Origin of the sequence: Variovorax sp. Sphag1AA (assembly GCF_014192575.1) — a bacterium.
Taxonomy (GTDB): Bacteria; Pseudomonadota; Gammaproteobacteria; order Burkholderiales; family Burkholderiaceae_C; genus Variovorax.
In genome coordinates, this window is the sequence record NZ_JACHYC010000007.1 from 143,872 (window position 1) to 163,452 (window position 19,581).

Here is a 19,581-nt window from a genome sequence, read left to right on the forward strand (position 1 = left end):
CCCCGCCGCTGGTCACTTGCTACAACACGCAAGCCGGCAAGCGACCAATCACCCCAGCCCAATTGACCGCAAGCTTGCGCGCACCCACGCGCACGTCGTACCGCATGAACAGCCACGGCCGCTCGCCGTAGTTCGCGGCCACCTGCTTAGCCTTGGTCAAATCCGTCTTGCCAACATCGGGCTTCTTGCCTTCAGCGTGCACTGCATCCTCACATCTCCGCATCAGCTCCGGCGCGGTGCTGAACTCCGCCAAAACGAACTGCGTCCCCGCGGTGAACACAATGGGCACGGAGCCACTGCCACCAACGCTGAGGTTGTGGGCAGACAGCTCCAACACGCGAACAACCTCCAGCCAGATTGCGCGCGGTAGCTGGGGAGCGGGCAGGGGCACCGACATCGAGAGGTAGGCTGCCTGCGCATCCAGGCCGGTGTCAGGCTGGACGACGACTGCAGGCGCTGCAGCCACTAGCTGTTCGAGGTGTGGCTGCCAGTCAGGAGGCAACCGAACGAGCAGGGCCTGAGCTTCTCGATTCAGGTCACTGGCAGCAAGGGGGAGGTCCTGCGCCGAGATAACGCTGGCGGCAGCGGGAGGAGCGACCTCCTTCAGACGCGTTCGATACTGCCGACGTGAGCTGGTGTACAGCTCGAAGGAAGCCTGACGCAGATTTGGGAAGTCGGAAAGGTTATAGATGTGAGTTGAGGACATGGCATGGCGCATGTAGGTTGAAGATCCTCCTTGCGGAGGGCTGCAAACAAATAGCCAGTCGTTTTATGCGCTTGCCGGCGACCGTAGTTCCGCGGATCTCCGCGCGCTCTGAACCGATACGACATCACCTTGAGCTGGCCTTTGGCCAGCGACCGCCGAGCCGGCTGAAATCAACAAATCCTCAGTTCCCGTCCCAAGCTTTCACGACCAAGGGCTTCGAGTTCCAGGACCACCCGCGACTGGGTCTTGGTAGCAGGGGCGGCAGCGTTTTCGTGGCGCGACTGTGCTTGTCTCCAACCACGACACGGCTGAAGCCCGAGACATGCACCGCGGGGCTCACGCTGCATTCGCTACATGTTGGCCGCAGCATTGCCTCCCGAGTCTTTGCCCGTGCCAGATGAAACGACCTTCTTGCAGTGCTCGGATAAACAAATGCGTCTAGACGCTTCCATGAGTCTCGATTTCGAGCTCATTTCAGCTTGCCAGCCGGCTGGCGAGCGGGTGCTACCGCAAACACACTGGAGAAACTTTGAACCTCAGCCCCGATACGACTTTTCACCTGGCTCTGGAGGAGGCATATGAACTTGCGCCGCTCCTGCGCCCAAATGTCGAAGGCCTCTATGAGTGCGCACAGCGCGCGCCAGGGCGATTCCATCCATACGTTGTGCGGCTTTCCGGCGACGAAGGCGAGAAATCAGAGCTGACGGGAATCATCAGCGCGGGGGACGCGGCGGCGCCAGGCGCGCTACTCGTCCTGCCGGACCAAGCCGACGGCCGCCTCGACGCACTGCTCGAAAAGCAGTTCCGCGCTATGGCTGTGCCGTGTGACGGCAACATGAAGTCAATGGTTGTATTCGCTCTTGAAGACGACCAAAATGAAGTCGCGATTGCGGTACAGATGTCGGGCCTCAGGGGATTGAGCGATGGCCCGTTCATTATTGCCGTTGTCTGCAAAAACCAGCTTCGCGTTCGCCGAATCACGAATCATCCTCCTGAAGACACGGGCGGCTTGCAGGGGCTGGACTGCTCTGTGCAGAGCTACAACCCCTACAACGTCTACTCGCAGCAAGAGCTCGAGGAGGCGGCGCGAAGGGAACGAGACGGCGATGAGCCGGACTTTTGGTTGGTCGAAGAAGTCATGCGCCAAGACAAACTGGACCGACTCCGCGACCAGCAGGCGGCGCGGCTTGAGGCAATGCGGCGCCACGTCGCTCAACGCAAAGGCTTGGACTTGTCCGAAGTGCCCCCCATCCCGAGCGCCCTTTCCGGTTCCTGGCCCTGAGAGGCCATTTGAATGTGCGTGTGCCGGCCCATGAACACGAGCGGGAAGTGCGCCGGTGGTTTGGAGGCGGCGACTCGACGAAGGTGGCCGCCTCGTTGCAGCAAAGGCCTGTGCGCAAGTGGTCCATCTGGGGCCCTCTTGCGAAGGGCCCCCGGATTGAGGTCGATGCGAAGAGAGGCACCATGCCTGCATCGAGCGACTCCGGCGGCTCGATGGCCCGCTCACATTGCGTAGAGCAACTGAGGCCATAGCGGCTCGCCCGAAAACTTCGGCCGTAGTGCATCGACTAGGCTGAGTTTCGTACTGATGTCCGCGTTCTGCGGATTCTCAATCGGGTCCTCACCGGCGGCTTCAGCTCGTCAAAGGGCATCCCCGCCCCCAACGCGCCAAGCCACCTTGGTCTTGGTTCGTTGGATACCGACGGCGAGCTGCCCATCCTTGCCATCAGGTTGCAGATTGGCGCGGACATGCTGTACTGGCTGGCTAACGCCGCCGACCCTGCAATCTGGGCAATGTTGGATGCATGGCATGCGGCCGGTCGGATGGCCGTTGCTGCCCAGTTCGACAACGGACGAATGTTCTTCGTCGACAAAGAGTACACGAAAGGCCCCGCCCTCCGGGCGCTTCGACAGCGAGTGGCGTCGGCAAATCTGCAGACCTCAACCCGCGAATTCATGCAGTCCGCTGGCGAGGCTTTGCTGTCAGGTCAGCTGGCGAGCAGGGCGACCAGCGATATCCCAAGCGTCGCGTCGGTGCGGCATGTGCAGGGGTGCACCGTCTGCACCGAAACGACGGGACGCATTCTGGTTCCGCTCGAGGTCGCGGTCTCGAGTGCATGTGATTTGCTGATTCCTGAATCCCTGGCGCGCCTTGTGCCACCGCGGCAGCCGGCGCATTGACCCTGCTATCTCTTCGTGCGCGACCCTCCGGGGTCGCGCTTCTTGTGCACTGAGGGCGTGCCTGGCATGCAGCTGTGATCTCGCTTTCCGCGGTGTCGAGCAGGACGAACAGCCGTAGCCTGAAGAGGTGCAAACACAGGACGTCTGATCTGAACTTCCATTCGCAGATGACGTGCCACGGCCGGGTGAAGACGATGACTGCCGCACGTATGAAAAGGCAGCGGCTGCAACAGACAGTGGCTCCGAGGTCACCGCCGCGCGCAAGCCATACGTGGTTCTCTGCCGCGAAAACGTGGGTCTCGCAATGCTGGAGTACGAGCAGCTCCGGTCTGCATTCAAACTGCGCGCGGCGCAGACGGGCGCGCTCACGAGATGCGGGCAATCGGTTGGGCTGTGATGCGGGTACGAACGACGAACGCATGCCCACTGCGAGATGGCATCCATGCCCATGCGGGATGCCGATTTGGCGGGGACAGGCGATGCGAATCGCCCGAGAGTCGCGGTCGGCCGACGGCACAACGCCCGGCGGCGGTGCTCAAGGAGACCGTTGTCCACGATTGGAATTGCTGGTAATGTCTATATGCAAATCGCCTAACACGAATTTAATGAAGTCGCTCAATCCAAGAGGTCACCGACAGAGTCCATAGATCGCCTAACGATTCACGAAGCCCGCGTAAGCGGGCTTCAGCACTTCTGGACTTTCAAAAATGCAATTAACGGGAAGAGGATGGTCCGCATGAATACACCAGCCGCTCAAGGCGACGAGCTTTCCTCCGAAGAATTGTTTCGGACATTGCCGTCGTGCCCTACACAGACGCGCGGGTCACGCGATGTAGACGGGTTCCGGCGGTGGTCACAGGGTGCTTACAAGGCGACGTCAGTAGTAGCGGAGATGTCGTGCGATGCGGTGCCCACAGGCGCGACACATGGTTGCGCTGCTGAGTCGTTGGTGCGCATCAATCCCCGTTTGGATCCTCAGCAAGGGAGACAGTGACGGCAATCGTTGAGTCACCTTGGTTTGCCAAACCTGCGGAGATGCACCTTGGCTGCTTTTGATTCGTCAGACTGGACGTTCTACGACAAGCAAGATCTGCATCCCGGGAGGCGACGGCGGAAGTTGATCGGCTGGCGCTCCGCGGGCAAGGATCTTTGGCCAGGCTTAGTGCGCGCTCAGCTTGGAATGAGGGTTAACGAGTTTGCCGATGACGTCGCCGCCGCGCTTGCCTGGTTGTGCGATGCCAATTCACGACTGACCAACACCTCGTGGGATCTTTGGGACTTGCGGGAAACGCAGAATGGTGCCATCTACTTGGTTCCCCTTGAGGAGGGGCCATGGCGGATGAAGCGGTCCGACCGCCATTTTGACGAGACGTTGACACGTGACGGCGCGGGCGTTTGTGCCTCGATGCTGGCCATCAGCTGGATTGGCCACGAACGAACCTGCGACCTCCCTTTCTGCCCGGATGAGCGGATTCCCAAGATTCTTAAGCGTTTGATGCGATTCAGGGAAATGCATCCAGAGGGAGCCGAGATCGATCGAGTTTTGGATTGAGAGCTCGCACCACCCCCTCCAAGTGAGAGTGACAGAGCTCGCTGGAATTTCGCAGCATGAACGAAAGAAGTCGCGACTACTGCCAAATTGCGTCCACGTTGATGCGGGACGCCGAATCGCCTTGGACGTGCGATGCGAATCGCCCGCGGGTCGCCATTGACGCTGGGTACTATGCATTGTTGTCAGTGCTTTCGCGTGATGTCATCAAGCAGGTTGTCGATCACCCCTGTCCGCGATTGGCTAGAGACGGTGCTCACGAACTGAGCCTGAACGATGCGGACGTCGCGCTTTCCGAGTCGCTCGTGCGGTGCAGGTACTCTGCTGTGCTGAGTTGGCCGAGATCGGTGGTCTTCGGCTGGGCCAGGCGAGTGATAGCGACGGCCGCCGCCAGGGCGATGTAGCGTCGCCCAAGGTGATCGCTGGTCGCCAAGTCGATCTGCCTATGTGTTTCCGCTTTGCCAACATCCGACTGGCACCAGCGGTGCAATCACAGGAGATGGTGTGCGTGCGTGAATGGCGCCTTGTCGAACTACGCAATGGCACCGTCGTACTCACCGGGATGCGAGTGGGTCCGTGTGCCGACTTGACTACGGTCCGTTTGAGTTCGCCGATTGTTGCACTCGACCGGGAGCGGCGCGTCCTTCGGACCGAGTCCGGGCGGCTTTATCTGCTTGACAGCCCGCCGGCCTGGGATGATCAGTCACGCCAACTGCTCTCCGCTTGGCTGGCGGCCCGTGGACAGGAAAACGCGGTGGACCTCACGGACGCCATATGGCCGGAGCGGAAAGGCACGGAATGAGCAATCGACGACGAGGTACGGCTTGAGTTGCCATCGTGGGCCGAGAGGTGAGCACCGAGCGAAGGAAAGCGCGGACCATGGTCCGCGCATCTAGATTGAATCAGACGCCAGTCAATGAAGTGCCGCGCCACGATAGAAGGCGATGTCTCGGCCATCGGGCGTTGGAATCAGTAGCTGCCCATCGCATGGCAGGTGAGCCGGCGGAAGCGGCCAGCGGATGCCGGCAGTGTGTTCGGTCTCGACGATGACCCCCTGTACCCGCTGAACCTCTGGCAAGCCGGGCGCTTTCAAATCGTCGAGGCATCCATAGTTGCCGGTGGCCACAATTTCTCCGACAAGGGAGCGGAACGCTGCCGTTGCCCTTGCTTGGTTGCGCAGTGCGATGTCCTTGAAAGCAGCGACGTGCGCTGCTAGCTGGAACGGGACGACGGCGTCTACGACCCGACCGTCGAGGAACTGCGCGCCGAGCGCGAGCTTCCCGGTGGCGGTCCACCGGTCAATCAGCTGCCACACCGATGGGTCGGCCGCATTGGCGAACCAGTAGAGCGCGTCCGGTCCGGCTTGCAACCGACAGTGGATGCCGTAGGCGTCGCCGCATTGAAGGTCACCGCAGGCGACAAAGACTCGACCGGCGAAGCTCGGGTCGAACCTGCGGCTATCGAAGACGCCCACAAGCGCAGGGTGGTCGTCATCCAGGCTGGTGGTGTTTTGGGTGGTCGGTTTTTTCCGAAGTATGCCGATGCGACCAGGGCCCACGATACCGGAGGCAGGTTGTTGTTGCAGGGTGGGGGAGTGAAGGCGTTGCACGTGATTTCCTTTTTTGGTTGCGGCCGGCTTGCTCTTTCTAAGGCAGGGCTCAAGTCCTATAGCAACCACGTGGGAAGCGATACGTTTTAGGGTGCAGCGCCTTCTGGGTTGTCGGCCATTCGCCGTGCAGGATCGACACCGCAACTGGAAGCCTGGGCGTAGTACTCTCTCGAAATGCGTATTCCCCGAGATCCGATCGTCCGATTCCCTTGTCCTCCCTCCACTATTCTTGCGGAGGGGTATTCGGACCTGCGCACTTTGGCCGGCGAGGTCTGTGCGATCAAGAAGTTCAATTTCACGACCGCGGTGGTCGTCGGATTGCATGCACAGGGCTACGAGCGACGCTATTGCTATGAACACGCGGCCGACGCTCGCGCTGCCTTGGCTGCATGGGATGGGAGAGGGCATCCGGGTGGCCCGTGGATCAAGTGCAAGGGTGCGGGGATCGACCTCTTGAATCCGGCATTCACGTAACTCCGAAGCGCTTCGAGGAAAAGTCTCGGCACCCGACGAGAATCAGTCGATGTCTCGACTGATTGCTCTCCTTGTGCTCGCGATACCTCTTGCTCTCCATGCCGCACCGAGTCGTTGCCTCATCGTCGGCGTTTCTGACGGCGACACTCTGAAGGCTCGATGTGGCCCACGTGGAAACTACGAGGCAGTCAAAGTGCGCCTCAGCGGAATCGACGCTCCCGAGAAGCGCCAGCCCTTTGGTGAGCGGTCGAAGCGCGCGATGTCCGATCTCGTCTACATGAAAGAGGCGGACCTAGATTGCCGGAAGACGGACCGCTACGGTCGAAGCGTCTGTCGCGTGATGGTCGCTCCTCGATCCGCACCAAACGGTCCCAGAACTTTGGATGCGGGGCTGGCGATGGTCACAGTGGGGATGGCCTGGTGGTATCGCGCGTATTCGAAGGACCAGACATCACAAGAGCGGGGACAGTACGAATTCGCTCAGATTGAGGCCAAGGCAAAGCATGTGGGCCTCTGGCGCGACGCAGAGCCCGTGCCGCCGTGGGAATGGCGAAGGGCACTGCGCGAGCACTAAGTTCGCGGGAGTCAGGGCGCATGCCAGAGTCTCCTTCTAAGAGGGCGTGCGTTACCGCCGACGTCTTTCGAAGATTTGACCCTACTCGCCAGCCCTGAAAACTATCAAGAATCCGATGGTGTCCAACATGGAGAAGCATTCATGCTCAGATGGGCCATCATCTTCGCGATCATCTCGCTCGTCGCCGGCGTCTTCGGCTTCACGGGCATCAGTGCCGGTGCAGCGGGCATTGCCAAGTTTCTGTTCTTCCTCTTCCTCATCGTCACGATCATCTTCCTCGTGATGGTCGTTCTAGGCATCGGCGCTGTGGCCTGAGGACGCCAGCGAGTGCGAGGCGCTTGCGAGGGGGTGGTGGCCCGGACGGGTTGCAGACCGTGTGTGCCTAGATCACTCAAGCAGGTCGCGACGCGCTCCATGGCGGCCTCGCCTGACCTGGCGCGTTAGCCAAGTCGAGCGATTGCGCTCGCCGCGTGATCCTCTCGGAGAGGCATCCTGAAAGGGGTCCTCCCCCAGCTCTGGTAGAATGCGACCCTTGCTCGGACCACCCGAGCATGCGCCTGCGCAGGCAACGCCGAATCTCACGGCGGCACGTCGGACAAGAGCCACCACGACGAGAAAAACTATAGGTGACTCCTGCATGTGAATGTGCCGTAACGTGGGTCGCGTAAGTGCCCACGACCACATTCGTCAAAGCCCGCCTCGAGCGGGCTTTTTTATTGCTGCAGTGGTTGGTGCAGACCTTCCCGATAGCGGCAGCCGCAAAGCGGAGCATTGCAGTCATGGATCGCGACGCGACGTAGAGCGGTTCGAGATCAACAGTTCAGGTCAGGGGTATTGACCCTAGGCGCCCCGATGTCGGTAGGCCCCTCGGGGCTTCCGGTGCTTGAGCCTCAAGATGGCACCGATACACTGACCAAATGCAACGCACCTTCCGCGAGAAGACAAACGAAGAGACCACGACCGCCGGCTTCAGCACTCGCGATCACCGCTTTCTCGAACGGAATGCCGATCTCAATTGGGACCAAGTCCTTCAGTCCCGTCGTGTGCTTCTCGTCGCTGACGCTGGCGCTGGCAAGAGTTATGAGTGCGAACGGCGCGCGGCGTCGATGTTCGACCGAGGTGAGGCGGCGTTCTATCTTAGGCTAGAGAACCTCCTTGCCGATGGCGTTGTTGGCCTGCTGCGGCGCAAGCAACGGCAACGATTCGAAGCGTGGGCCGCATCCTCTTCGCAACTCGGATACTTCTTCCTCGACTCTATTGACGAGTTGCAGTTGGTCCACGGGTCATTCAAGGAGGCTCTGTATCGGCTTTCCGAGGATCTCGAGGGCGCGCTAGGCAGAGCTGTGATCGTTGTCACCTCCCGGCCGGTCCCCATCGACCGTCAAGCCATCGCGGAGATCTTGCCAGTTCCTGAGCGACCGTCAAAGCGCATGGAAGCCAAGGCATTCGTGGAGGTTGCCATGCGCTCACCTCGTGTTAACGACGGAGAGAGCCCGCCGGAAACGCTCAAGGAGATTTCCCTGCTGCCTTTGGGTGACCGGCAGATCACCGATCTCGCTCGCGAGCACGGGGTGGAATCGCCAGAGGATCTGTTGCGCCAGATTCACGCACGCAACGCTCACGATTTCGCGCGCTGGCCGCAGGAGTTGATCGAGCTGTGCGACGACTGGCGCGAGCACGGTGAGATCAGACCGCACTTCAGGCAGGTGGAGAGCCACGTGCGCGCCCGTCTGACGGCGCGAGACGACCGAAGAGAAAGGGCCGATCTGTCACTCGACAAGGCGCGCAAGGGCGCCCAGCGCCTAGCGCTGGCCGTCATGCTTTGCCGTCGGTGGACGTTTCGTTATAGCGCAGGGGCTGACGTGCCAGGATCTGGGGACCCGCCCATCGACCCTGCCGTGCTGCTGGAGGAGTGGAACACCCAAGAGGTCAGGGCTCTCCTCGAGCGGTCCCTATTCGGAGAAGGCGGCTATGGTCGAGCTCGGTTTCGCCATCGCTCCGTGCTCGAGTATTTGGCGGCGTGCCAAATCAACGACCTTATTGAACTAGGCGCGCTCAGCTTATCAGCTGCGATGCGCATGTTGTTTGCAGTGACGGACGCCAACGATAAGGTGTCCAAACCCAGCATGCGTCCCGTCGCAGCTTGGTTGGCGCAGCGTCGCCAGGACGTTTTCGATGCCGTTCTGAAGGTTGATCCAGCTACGTTGTTGCTGCACGGCGATCCAGAGTCGCTGCAATCCACTCAGTGCCAGCGCGCGTTGTGCGCTTTCGTCGAAATGCATGGTGATGGGCAGTGGCGGGGGCTTGAAATACCAAGCGTGCAGGTGTCCAGATTGGCTAGGCAGCCGCTGGGCAGCGCCGTCCTGAGTTTGTGGCAACGGGGCGTTGAGAATCCAGAAATACGCAGTCTGCTGCTGAAGCTCATCTCGGAGGGTGGGTATCAGGAATGCGCGGATCTTGCGGCATCCGTGGCCGCTAACCAAGCCGTGTCCGACAACGAGCGATTTGAAGCCCTGCTCGCGCTGTCCAAGCTGTCGGATGATCGACTGCCTGGGTATGTCGAATCCGCGATGTCGATCGCTGAGGGCTGGCCTCAGGTGCTTGGTCGCTGGCTTGGGACGTACCTGTATCCGGAACAGGTGACCGACGATCAATTGCTAAGACTGCTGGGCAAAGTCACGCGTGAATCCAGGCGTGACCTCGATTACGCGGGAAGCGTCGCACGTGTCATCGAGAAGGCCGAGCTGGATGTCGGGCGCCTCAAAGCGCTGTTGCCGGGATTGATCGAGTTGACGCGCAAACTGCTGGCAGTCCAGGAGGATGACGTGGCCGAGCCGCCAGGCCGTCTCAAGGCGTCGCTGATACTGAAGGCGACGTCTGCTCGACTACTCGGGCGCGGCGTCAGCACCGACGACGTACTTTTCGCTGCCGTGATCGCGTATAGGTCCGCTGCGCTCGCGCAGGCCGACCGCAGCGGCAACGCCGAGTTGGCCAAGCTCATCGACGAACTGCCATCGGAGCGCCGCAAGCGGATCTTTGAGATGGACTATGCATGGGTTGCCGAGCGGTATCCAGATCGCACGCCACGTGCAGTTTTCGTTCGACTTGCTTTCCGCGATGGGCTACTGACCTACTCCCTGAAGCGCGATTGGGATTGGGCAGTCAAGGCTCTTGGCGACGCCGCCGCTGCCGAGCAATTTCGTCTGGTGCTCCTCTATCTCGTTCTCTATTTGGCGCCGATCAAGAAAGGCAGGATCGTCGGGCGCAAGGCCATCGAGCGTGCAGTCGCAAAGTTCCCGGTGCTTGTCGCGCAGCTGGATGAGTCGGTCGCTGCCGTCAGCCGTCCGAACCCTGAATACATCAAGATCCAGAAGGACCAGCAGCAACGTCAAGAGCGGTCGGAGCGTAAGGCTGCCCGAGAGCGCAAACAATGGACGGAGCTCTGGCGCGAGCTGGCCAAGAAGCCTACCGTGGCGCTCGCATCAGACCGCCGGGACAGCACGATCTGGAACATCTGTCTCGCGTTGCGCCACAAGCCTAATAACCATGGCGAAGCAAGGTGGGACCTTGCTTTCCTTCGTCGGCACTTCGGAGATGTGGCAACCGATCTCTTTCGGCGGGCGCTGATGGACTATTGGCGTGGATTGCGGCCGTCGGTCCGTCGGGAGCGCAAGGCGGGTGAAAAGAACACCTACCTCGTCGTTTGGTCGAACGCTTTGATGGGCTTGTATGCCGAGGCTCAGGATCCGACATGGGCCACCAAGCTTAGCTCGGCTGAGGCCGAACTCGCCGCTCGATACGCACTGCTCGAACTCAATGGACTCCCGAGTTGGCTTGTTGCGCTTGGGACTGCGCACGCTAACGTGGTCGAGCGTGTTCTCGGCGAGGAGATCGAAGAGGAGTTGTCGGAGGCGACCGATTCCCCGAACTCGAGTTCAATTCTCCTGCAAGCGGTTCGGTACGGCCGCCGTGAAACCGCACAACTCGTCGAGCAACGGCTGATCCGCTGGCTGTCGAATGCCTCGCCCCGGGCGAGCCTGTCTCACACAGCGGAGGTCGAGAGCAAGTTGGAACAGGTCACTGGGGTGTTGCTGACCCATGGGGCAGATGCGACTAAGCAGTGGCTGGCCGAAGTGGCGACTCGAGAGCTCGGTAGGGTAGGCGATGGACCGTTCCAGTTCTTCTGGCTAGCAGTGCTGTGCCGCGCTGATCCTCACCGCGGGCTGGTCGCACTACTAGCGCTGCTAACGAGGCTGCCCGTCGAAAAGAACGGCAAGGCCGTAGAGATGGTCGGCCGACTCTTTGATGAACGAAGTAATTCACCGGTGCCGAATTGGCGTGCCAAGCTCTCACCCGAAGAGCTGGTTCAACTGGTGAAGGTGGTCTATCACCACGTCAGGCCATCACATGACATTGTCCACGAGGGCGTCTATTCGCCGGGGAGTCGAGATCACGCGGAAGACGGGCGACGGTATGTATTCAATGAACTGATGGCCGCGACAGGTCCCGGAGCAATGGAATCCAAGATGGCCTTGGCCGCAGACCCGGGTTTTGCGCACCTCCGCGACCACATAAAACAGATTGCGCGCGAGCGCCTGGCGGCCGAGATTGATGCAAGTGTCTTCAGTCCGGATGACTTGGTCCGCATGCTTCGCGGGGGCGAGCTGACGCCCAAGACTGGCACTGACATGGCGCACCTCCTCTTGGACCGACTGGACGACCTGAGGGATCTAATGCTTCAAGACACCGCGCCGCGCGAGGCGTGGGCTAGGGTGAACGACGAGAACGCGCTGCGCCCGGCCATCGCTCGCGAGTTCCAGGTCGCGGCGCGCGGTGCATACACGGTAGATCAGGAGGCCGTGACGGTCGATGGTAAGGAAACCGACATCCGACTGCGAGCCCTGTCTGACCACCAGGTCACCATCGAGCTGAAGGTCGGGGAGAAGTCTCGCTCGGGCAAAGAACTGCGTGACACCGTGGAGGACCAGTTGGTCAAAAAATACATGCAGTTCTCCAAGGCCAGGACGGGCTGCCTGATCGTGACGGTGTCAGACCCAACAAAGCGCTGGCGACATCCGGATACCGGCGTGCGCATGGACCGAGCGCAGCTGCAGGAGATGCTCGAAGAAGCGGCCCAATTGGCTCAACAGCGAATGGGCGGCGATGCCCGCGTGCTTGCACGCGTATTGGACCTCACGCCACGTTTGCCGACGGAGGCCAACGCTGCAGCACAAAGGAAGACCCGCAAGAAGCATCGTCGCGGGACATAGTCGAGGCGCCCTGCTCGAATTTCCAGTTCAGAGCGCTCGCGGTGTTTGCCGCGGCGATCTCAGCGTTAGAGAAGGAGCAACTGTCGCATGTCGAGGCCGCGCCGAGAGCCGTCGTCAACAACGACTGGGGAGAATGCGCCAGACATCACGGATCTTCTAGCGTGCTTCCTCAATGGCCCGATTCGGAGCGGCGGGTCTAGCCCGTTTTTCGCAGGCTAGCCACTCACTTGAGGTTCAAGATGAAATCGGCCGCGTCGCTCACGGTCTCACTCTCGACAAGTTCCAGTCCCTCGACCTTGGCCAGCTTGCGCAGTCGATCGAGCATGTCATTGGCTTCGTTCATCGCGCCTGCACTGATGCTAGTGAGCTTGACGTCGCTATTGACCAGCAAGACCGGAGCTATTTCGTTGTCCGACATATGCCTGCGGATCATGTCGATCTCATAGAGCTTGCTTTGCGACTCTCGCAGCGAATTGATTGCTTGGCGCTTGCTGCTCGGCAAGCTAGTCACCTGCAAAAGCCATTTGTTGTACGCATAGTCGACCGTCAGCTCCGGGAGGCCAGGTGCTGGTTGCAGGCTCCTTTCGAAGCGCGACCTGACATCGGGGTCGTTTCCTGCAACGAATCGCTTGAGCCCTGCGAGAAACGCACTGGTCTTGATGGTGTGCCGCGGCTTCTCATCCGTCTCGTCCTCATCTTCGATCATCTCCCCCGCGGTGCCAAAGGCGCTTACGCTGCGAACCGCCGCATCGAGGAGTTGATCGATGCCGTAGCCGCGCACGACGCGGCGAGGGCCGATCACAAACCCATGGAACGGAGCCTCCAGCTCTTCCAATGGCAAGCCAGCTTGCTGTCGAAGGGTCATGAACTCTGCAGCCTGCAGGAGGACGTTGTGTGCCGCATGGCCACGCTGCCGCCCCAGTAGGCTTCGAAGGCGTTCAGCCGACAGAATGGGATGGGTGGCAGCCCTAAGCGCGACAGTTGAGCCTTGGTGCGGCTCAAGACTCACGAGGGCCACGATCCGCTCGCCCGTACCGGGCACAGGTTCCCAAAACACCGGTGCGTACCGTGCTATGTACGGGGGTGCCGCGAAGTCGATGACTGGCGTTACCCCTTTGTGCTCAAGTTCGAGTTGCTGTTTGGGTCCCACAGAGCCTCCGAGCTCGGGCGCGCCATTCGCTGGCTGAGGAGATATGCCAGGGCGGGAAGGCGCAAGTCTATACCTTGCAGGTAGATATGACACATGAAAAGTACGTTGTCTACAGGAGGCATGCCCGTCGCGCCATCCCATTGACGTGACTGGTCGACCAGCCATGCCAAGCGTTGTCGAAGCTGCAGCCAACTTGGCGGAAGTGCCTCCATTTTGTGATCGGCAGAACGACGGCGCAGCATCTCCATTGCCAGTTGGTTGCGCTTGCCACGGTGCTCGATGACGCTCTGACGTGCAACAGTTTGCGCGAATTGCTTCATGACTTTCGCTACCGTGCTCAACGCCTTTTCGTGATCGATTAGCCACCAGCGTTGCCCGTCGAAGACGACGTTTTCGTGGTGCCGATCTTCATTGGCGACCAGCTCATCCCACACACCTCCGGCCGCTCCTTGAGGCGTGTTGCAGACCTTGCCCCACACCCATTCTGCTTGAGCTTCGGCGCCCTTGGGGCGTGCAACGGTATCGTCCGGCCATTGGTATTCGCTGCCGTAGCACATCACCAGATCTGCCGGGCTGCCGCGGACACGGGCTGGGATGCCGGGAAGTTGCTCGCGCTCGCAGAGGACGAGGGCACCGTTGGGTACATTGAGCTTCAGGGCGCGCGCGGCCAAAGAACACGCAAGCTCTGATGCCAGCGTTTCAGTCTTGGCCAGCCACTTGACGATCATGGGATCGCCCGATTCGATGCTTCCTGGTTCTTGGCATAGGCCACGCCAGACTTTGTTGTAGTGGTTGCCAGATAGCAGCTCGCCGGTGCTGAGCAACCGGTAGATCGGAGGTTTGCGCCATCGCTGAAGATCCGCTGCACCGTCTGTTGCCATTCTCAGCACCCGCTGTAGTTCTTGCGCCCGCTGGCGGTAATCGTGTAGGTCCCGCCGCGCGGGCCGACATAGCAGGTCTTGCCGCCGACGCTGTAGCTAGAGCCTGGCGGCCTGGTTGTAGATGCTTGCGACGAGACGGACGCGCCGCGTGACGTGCTTGGCGCATAGAGCGCCTGAGGTGCGCTCGATGGCCTGCTCGCGAACGTGGATCCAATGCTGGCGCGGGCTAATTCGTTTGCTGCACGTAGGCATTCGCCCCGTTTCGCGGCCGGCTGCATTGCGCTACACGCCTCGATCAGGATCGGTGGTGTCTGTGACCATGCGGACGCCATCGCGCCCAACGCCATGGAGACGGCAATCAACCTCATGCATCTCCTCCAAGTTGTGGGGCCCGGGCCCTCTGATGTCCCCCTGCCTGATTCTCTGCTGACCTGCGCCCGAGTCGGGCGCAACTTTTGCACAGATGAGTCGGGTTCATACCGCGCTCGGCGCGCACTACCGCTCCAATCGAAATCTCGCCAAGTGAGCCCCGCAGCTATCTTGGCGAGGTACCCTTATCCCGGTGAAGCCGACGCCATGAGCCTCATGGTTGATGTCGTGCAACATCAGCTCCCTTGTCGGCATCGACATCAAGTCTCTACGGCGACTGCTCCTTCCCCCGCATGAAGCGGGCGCAAGCGGCGGTAAACGGGGGTGACCTGGGTGCCGCGGGGAAGTTTGGGTCTTCGCGGCTGCGGTCCCCCAGGGCCACGGGGGATCGACCACGCACCGCGCTCATGCATCATCCCGGGCATGACAGCGAACCAGCAACAAAAGTTCACCGCCTTCGAAACGGCAATGCCGCTTATCGGCGTTTTCGGTGCCGTTCTTCTTACGAGCGTCGACGTTCTGAAGTCGCATCTCGTACTCCTCGCCTTTAGCGGCGTTTGGGCGATCCTCACGATCCTGCTTGCAATCGCGATAGGGGAGGAGATGATCACGGCCCGCCGGAACGGGTCCAGGTACCGCATTCCGCTCCGCACGAGTCTTTGGCTAGTCCCCACGGTAGCACTGGCGACCTCAGCGGCGATCGTCGGCCTGGGGTCAATAGCCGTGGTCGGCATCGCATTGCTGTCCATTTGGGTCAAAGACCCGACCACAAACACGAACGTTGCGCTTTGGGTGTGCGTCCCTTTGGCCTTTGTTGCGGGAGGGTGCCTGTTCCTATTCCGCTTGCGTTTCCGAATGGTCTACGGGCTCATGGAGATCGCTGCGGGGCTCGTGGTCGCCTGGTTCCAAACAACATCTGTTCGAGATAGCTCTGCATTGGGGACCGGCTTCCTCATCGCATTCACCACCGCCGCGCTGTTTCTGATCGTCCGAGGTATGGACAACGTGCATCAGGGCTACACAACGGACAACCCAGACCCTGTTGCGCGGTTCATAAGGGCAAACAGTGGCAATGAAATTGAACGGCCCGGCCTCTGACTTTGCGGGCCTGGGTATGCGGTGCGGTGACTGAGCGACGACCCCGTCCCCGCGTAACCTGGGCGGCAGCAAAAGGGGCCTTGGTCACGCTTGGCACCCATCAGGCGTTCGACGCGGCGTGGTGCGAAGTGAAGAACGCGTGCAGCGACACAGATACGGCGCTCGCTATGGCCGCATCCCAGCAACGGCGCAAACTATTCCACCCATAGTCTAGCGAGCCGCTCGATTTTCTCGGACCTCATCCCGTGGCTTGTCGCCCACTGGTGAACGCCTCCGTAGTCGCGATCCAGGCTGTTCAGGACCTCTATCAGGGGATCTGGCTCGACTGCATAGGCTTGCGGCGGCGCCTGCTCCATGTGGTCGCGATAGCGCGGCCAGGTTCTGAAGCGCTCGATCATCCTAGGCATCGCTTCGGCGCTCTTCATATAGTCGCCAACGATGTACTCGTCGGCTACGTTCAGCATTCGCAGCACTACGGCCGCCAAGACGCCCGTACGGTCCTTTCCCGCGGCGCAATGAAAGACCACCGGATGCTCCGCCATCTCGCTCAACTGTTCGATCGCGGTGACTAGAGAGGCCTCGGGCGACAGACAGCCGAGGTAGAGCCGGCGCATCACATCCTCCGGCGCGACCCCATTAGTAGCCGCCATGTCCAGTGGCGTGTTCGCGTATCGAACCTCCGTCACCTCACATAGCGGGCCTCGTCCCTCCGAAAGGACCTCTTCCCCCAGCCGAAGATCCACCACACCACGAAGTCCGACGACGGCCCGCAGGTGATTGACATCCGCGGCAGTAAGGGCCTGCAGCGTATCGCTGCGAAACACGCGGCCGCTGCGCAGCTGGTGGCCATCGCGCGTGCGCAGACCGCCCAGGTCGCGGAAGTTGTAGGCGCCTTCAAGCACGAGAGCACCGTTCAACGTACCGGCGGCCGTTCCAGAATGTCCTCGACATCCTCGTGCGGCCGTGGGATCACATGCGCAGTTCGTACCTTGCCCACGGACTGCGCCGCAGCCGCACCTGCATCGACGGCCGCTTTGACCGCGCCTACATCACCCCGGACCATGACCGTGATGATTCCACCACCGGGTTGCTGCACGGTCACGAGGCGCACATTGGCGGCCTTGACCATCGCATCCGCCGCCAGCGTCGCCGCGGTCTTTCCCATCGTTTCGACAAAGCCCAATGCGCTTCCCTGAAGCTCACTCATCACACGTTCTCCTTCATCGCGGCTTGCTTTGCCGCAAACTGCCCCAAGCCCAACCGCGCGCCTGCGATCGCACCGACAGGCAATGAAAAGATGCGCAACCCAAGCGCGTACAAATCTTCGATCAGGCTCAGGGCAGTGCCATCGCCGCATTCCACGCCGACCTGCGCCGCATTCGGGCTCTGCGCGAGCCGCTGCAGGACGCCGCGCAACTCAGGGCCCAGGCGCGTTCGCGGGTTGTAGCCGAGGTAGCCGTCGGCCAGGTAGTCTTCGAAAACCTCATCGCCGAACGAGAGCGCGCTCGGGTAGCCGTGGAAGGTCCGGATGATTTCGCGGATGTCCAGCCACAGCGCGGCCCCGGTCTGCGTCATCGCCTCGCCCGAGAACAGGCCGCTGGGGCTTTGCAGCATCACGCCGACCGAAGACAGGTCCGCGCTCCGGGCCGCGCGGCAGAAGGCTTCGAGTTCCTGCACATCGCCGAGCGCCGGCGCCAATACCGTCAACCGCGGGTGGCCGCTTTCCTGGAGGGCCTGCGCGATGCCTCGCAGCATCGACATGTAGAAGCCCTTGAGGCCCAGCGGAAGGAACAGCCTCGGCGCCAGCGAGGCCCAGGTGTCGATCATTCGTTGTGCGCGCGGCGAACCCAGGTTGGGCAGCCGCAGCGCGACCGGCGACTGCGCCGCCTTGGCCAGCAGCGGCGCACAGGCCGCCTTCGTCAATTCGGTGATGCGACGGTGCACCGTCGTGTCCTCGGGACTGCGGCTCAGGTCGTTGATGGCTTCGATGAACCGCGCCAGATCGCCGACTCCGATCATCAGGTCCGTCAAGGCCACGACGCCCAGGCCCGCCGTGGCGTGCCGCAACGCCGCATCGACATCGGCCGGACCGACATCGGCAGTCCAGAAGTTGGCCTCTGAAACATCGTCCGCCCAATCCAGCAGACGATCGATGTGCTCGCCTGCGTCGGCGCCTCCTTCGATCGGAAGATGGCCGGCGTAGATACGTCCTGTGGCACCGTCGACCGACAGGGCCATTCCTTCCTCGAACACCTGCCCGCCGATGGTGAAGCGCCCTGCGGCCGGATCGATCTCGATGCCTTCGCAGCCGACCACGCAAGGCACATCGAGCGCGCGCGAAACCACTGCTGCATGGCTCAGTGCACCGCCGCGCGCCGTGACGATGGCGTCGGAGGCCAGCATGCCACGAATGTCCTGCGGACTGGTGGTGGGACGAAGCAGAACCACGCGCTCGCCGGTGGCCGCACGTTCGCTGGCTCGGTCCGCATCCAGCACCGCCACGCCCCAGGCGTGGCCAGGGGATGCGCCGATGCCTTCGACCAGGATCGGGGCGGCCTGCAATGCGGCACTCTCGAACGACGGCCGCAGCAGCTTTTTCAGTTGCTCGACCGAAACCTTCCGCAACGCCTCCGATGGGGAAATGATGCGGTCGTCGACCAGTTCCACCGCGGTCACAACCGCCGCCTGCGCGGTTCGCTTGGCCGGACGTACCTGCAGAAAGTAGAGTTGATCGCCTTCGACGGTGAACTCGATGTCGACCGCATCGCGATACAGCTTCTCCAGACGCTGTCCGTGGGCCTGCAGTTCCTCCCGATGGGCTTCCCGCATGGCTCCAGGCTCGGTGATCGAGACGGGTGTCGCAGATCCCGACACGAGGTCCTCACCTTGCCGGCCAAGAAGGAATTCACCGTAGAGCTCACGCGCGCCGGTATTCGGATTGCGCGTGAAGGCAACGCCGGAGCCCGACCGTGCATCGAAGTTTCCGAACACCATGGCCTGCACGGTGACCGCCGTGCCCAATGCGTCGTCGATCTTGTGGTGGGCACGGTAGGCGCGGGCTCGGCGGCTGTCCCAGGACTCGAAGACGGCCCCGATGGCACGCTGCAACTGCCAGTGCGGATCGGCTTGGACATCTTCGACGCCTTCGGCACGGACCGCCTCCAGCACCGCGCGCTCGAGCCCCTGCCAGGCCGCGTCGTCGCCTTGCTCACGGACCGCCTGCAATTCAGGCGCCAGTGTCTCGGCGATCGCGTCGCCGTCCAGGTCCAACACAATGTCGCAGAACATGCGCCAGAAACGCAGCCAGGTGTCCAGCGCGAAGGCTGGGTTGCCGCTGTCATGACCGAGGCGTTGTGCGCCGCGTGCGGTGATGCCCAGGTTGAGAACCGTGTCCATCATCCCGGGCATGCTGATCTGCGCGCCCGAACGCACGGAGACGAGCAGCGGCGATGCCTCGGCGCCCATGCCGAAGCGCCGCCCCGTCGCCCGCTCCAGCAGGCCGATCGCGTCCATGGCCTGCGCGCGCAGCGCCTCCGGGAGCCCGCCTTCGTCACGGAAGGCCTGATAGCCGTCCGTGCCAATGACGAAAGCAGGCGGCACCGGGATGCCGGCTGCGGCCATGCGCGCCAAGCCAGTGGCCTTGCCGCCATAGCGCGCGGTGTCGTCGGGATCGATGTCGGCCACCGGCCGCACGAAGAGGATGTCGGTCATGGCGTTCAT

15 protein-coding genes are annotated in these 19,581 nt (G+C 61.7%); 8 read left to right on the forward strand and 7 right to left on the reverse strand.

Going from position 1 to position 19,581, the window contains the following annotated elements:
• Positions 1-19 precede the first annotated feature (19 nt).
• The gene (locus FHW64_RS26685) at positions 20-718 is read right to left on the reverse strand and encodes a hypothetical protein (RefSeq protein ID WP_184531256.1); all 699 of its coding nucleotides are present in this window, start codon (positions 716-718) and stop codon (positions 20-22) included.
• A 517-nt stretch (positions 719-1,235) separates the two neighbouring features.
• On the opposite strand from FHW64_RS26685, the gene FHW64_RS26690 reads away from it, so the two are divergent.
• The 4 genes from FHW64_RS26690 to FHW64_RS26705 all read left to right on the forward strand — a co-directional run bounded on the left by FHW64_RS26690 (position 1,236) and on the right by FHW64_RS26705 (position 5,238).
• Complete coding sequence (locus FHW64_RS26690) at positions 1,236-1,988, forward strand: hypothetical protein (protein WP_184531257.1); 753 nt, start codon at positions 1,236-1,238, stop codon at positions 1,986-1,988.
• A 410-nt stretch (positions 1,989-2,398) separates the two neighbouring features.
• Complete coding sequence (locus FHW64_RS26695) at positions 2,399-2,887, forward strand: hypothetical protein (RefSeq protein WP_184531258.1); 489 nt, start codon at positions 2,399-2,401, stop codon at positions 2,885-2,887.
• A 1,042-nt stretch (positions 2,888-3,929) separates the two neighbouring features.
• A complete protein-coding gene (locus tag FHW64_RS26700; protein WP_184531259.1) occupies positions 3,930-4,439 on the forward strand; it encodes an antirestriction protein in 510 nt (169 codons plus the stop codon).
• A 331-nt stretch (positions 4,440-4,770) separates the two neighbouring features.
• Positions 4,771-5,238 carry a hypothetical protein gene (locus FHW64_RS26705; protein WP_184531260.1) on the forward strand — a complete coding sequence of 156 codons (468 nt, stop codon included), beginning with the start codon at positions 4,771-4,773 and terminating at the stop codon, positions 5,236-5,238.
• A gap of 111 nt (positions 5,239-5,349) precedes the next feature.
• Here the strand turns inward: FHW64_RS26705 and FHW64_RS26710 are convergent, their stop codons facing one another.
• Entirely contained in the window at positions 5,350-6,045 is a 696-nt protein-coding gene (locus FHW64_RS26710) for a hypothetical protein (protein WP_184531261.1), read from the reverse strand.
• A gap of 523 nt (positions 6,046-6,568) precedes the next feature.
• On the opposite strand from FHW64_RS26710, the gene FHW64_RS26715 reads away from it, so the two are divergent.
• From FHW64_RS26715 to FHW64_RS26725, 3 genes are all read left to right on the forward strand, one after another.
• Positions 6,569-7,093, forward strand: coding sequence for a thermonuclease family protein (locus tag FHW64_RS26715; protein ID WP_184531262.1), 525 nt, complete (start codon positions 6,569-6,571; stop codon positions 7,091-7,093).
• A gap of 141 nt (positions 7,094-7,234) precedes the next feature.
• On the forward strand, positions 7,235-7,408 hold the full coding sequence (locus tag FHW64_RS26720) for a DUF1328 domain-containing protein (protein WP_184531263.1): 174 nt from the start codon (positions 7,235-7,237) through the stop codon (positions 7,406-7,408).
• Between the two features lie 602 nt (positions 7,409-8,010).
• Positions 8,011-12,363 carry an ATP-binding protein gene (locus FHW64_RS26725; protein WP_184531264.1) on the forward strand — a complete coding sequence of 1,451 codons (4,353 nt, stop codon included), beginning with the start codon at positions 8,011-8,013 and terminating at the stop codon, positions 12,361-12,363.
• 223 nt (positions 12,364-12,586) lie between these two features.
• On the opposite strand, the gene FHW64_RS26730 is transcribed toward FHW64_RS26725, so the two are convergent.
• Together FHW64_RS26730 and FHW64_RS26735 are read right to left on the reverse strand one after the other, a co-directional pair.
• Positions 12,587-13,228, reverse strand: a complete 642-nt coding sequence (locus tag FHW64_RS26730; protein WP_184531265.1) for a hypothetical protein — start codon at positions 13,226-13,228, stop codon at positions 12,587-12,589.
• A gap of 242 nt (positions 13,229-13,470) precedes the next feature.
• Positions 13,471-14,394 (reverse strand): hypothetical protein, encoded by a 924-nt coding sequence (locus FHW64_RS26735; protein ID WP_184531266.1) that lies wholly within the window; start codon positions 14,392-14,394, stop codon positions 13,471-13,473.
• Between the two features lie 792 nt (positions 14,395-15,186).
• Between FHW64_RS26735 and FHW64_RS26740 the strand changes: the two genes are divergently transcribed.
• Positions 15,187-15,861, forward strand: a complete 675-nt coding sequence (locus tag FHW64_RS26740; protein ID WP_184531267.1) for a hypothetical protein — start codon at positions 15,187-15,189, stop codon at positions 15,859-15,861.
• A gap of 194 nt (positions 15,862-16,055) precedes the next feature.
• Here the strand turns inward: FHW64_RS26740 and FHW64_RS26745 are convergent, their stop codons facing one another.
• From FHW64_RS26745 to FHW64_RS26755, 3 genes are read right to left on the reverse strand one after another with little or no spacing between them, the layout of a single operon-like run.
• A complete protein-coding gene (locus FHW64_RS26745; protein ID WP_184535991.1) occupies positions 16,056-16,763 on the reverse strand; it encodes a tyrosine-protein phosphatase in 708 nt (235 codons plus the stop codon).
• 11 nt (positions 16,764-16,774) lie between these two features.
• Positions 16,775-17,068: a BMC domain-containing protein gene (locus FHW64_RS26750; protein ID WP_184531269.1), complete on the reverse strand. Its 294-nt coding sequence runs from the start codon at positions 17,066-17,068 to the stop codon at positions 16,775-16,777.
• Positions 17,068-19,581, reverse strand: coding sequence for a pyruvate, phosphate dikinase (locus FHW64_RS26755; protein ID WP_184531270.1), 2,514 nt, complete (start codon positions 19,579-19,581; stop codon positions 17,068-17,070). The genes FHW64_RS26750 and FHW64_RS26755 overlap by 1 nt, the downstream gene beginning before the upstream one ends.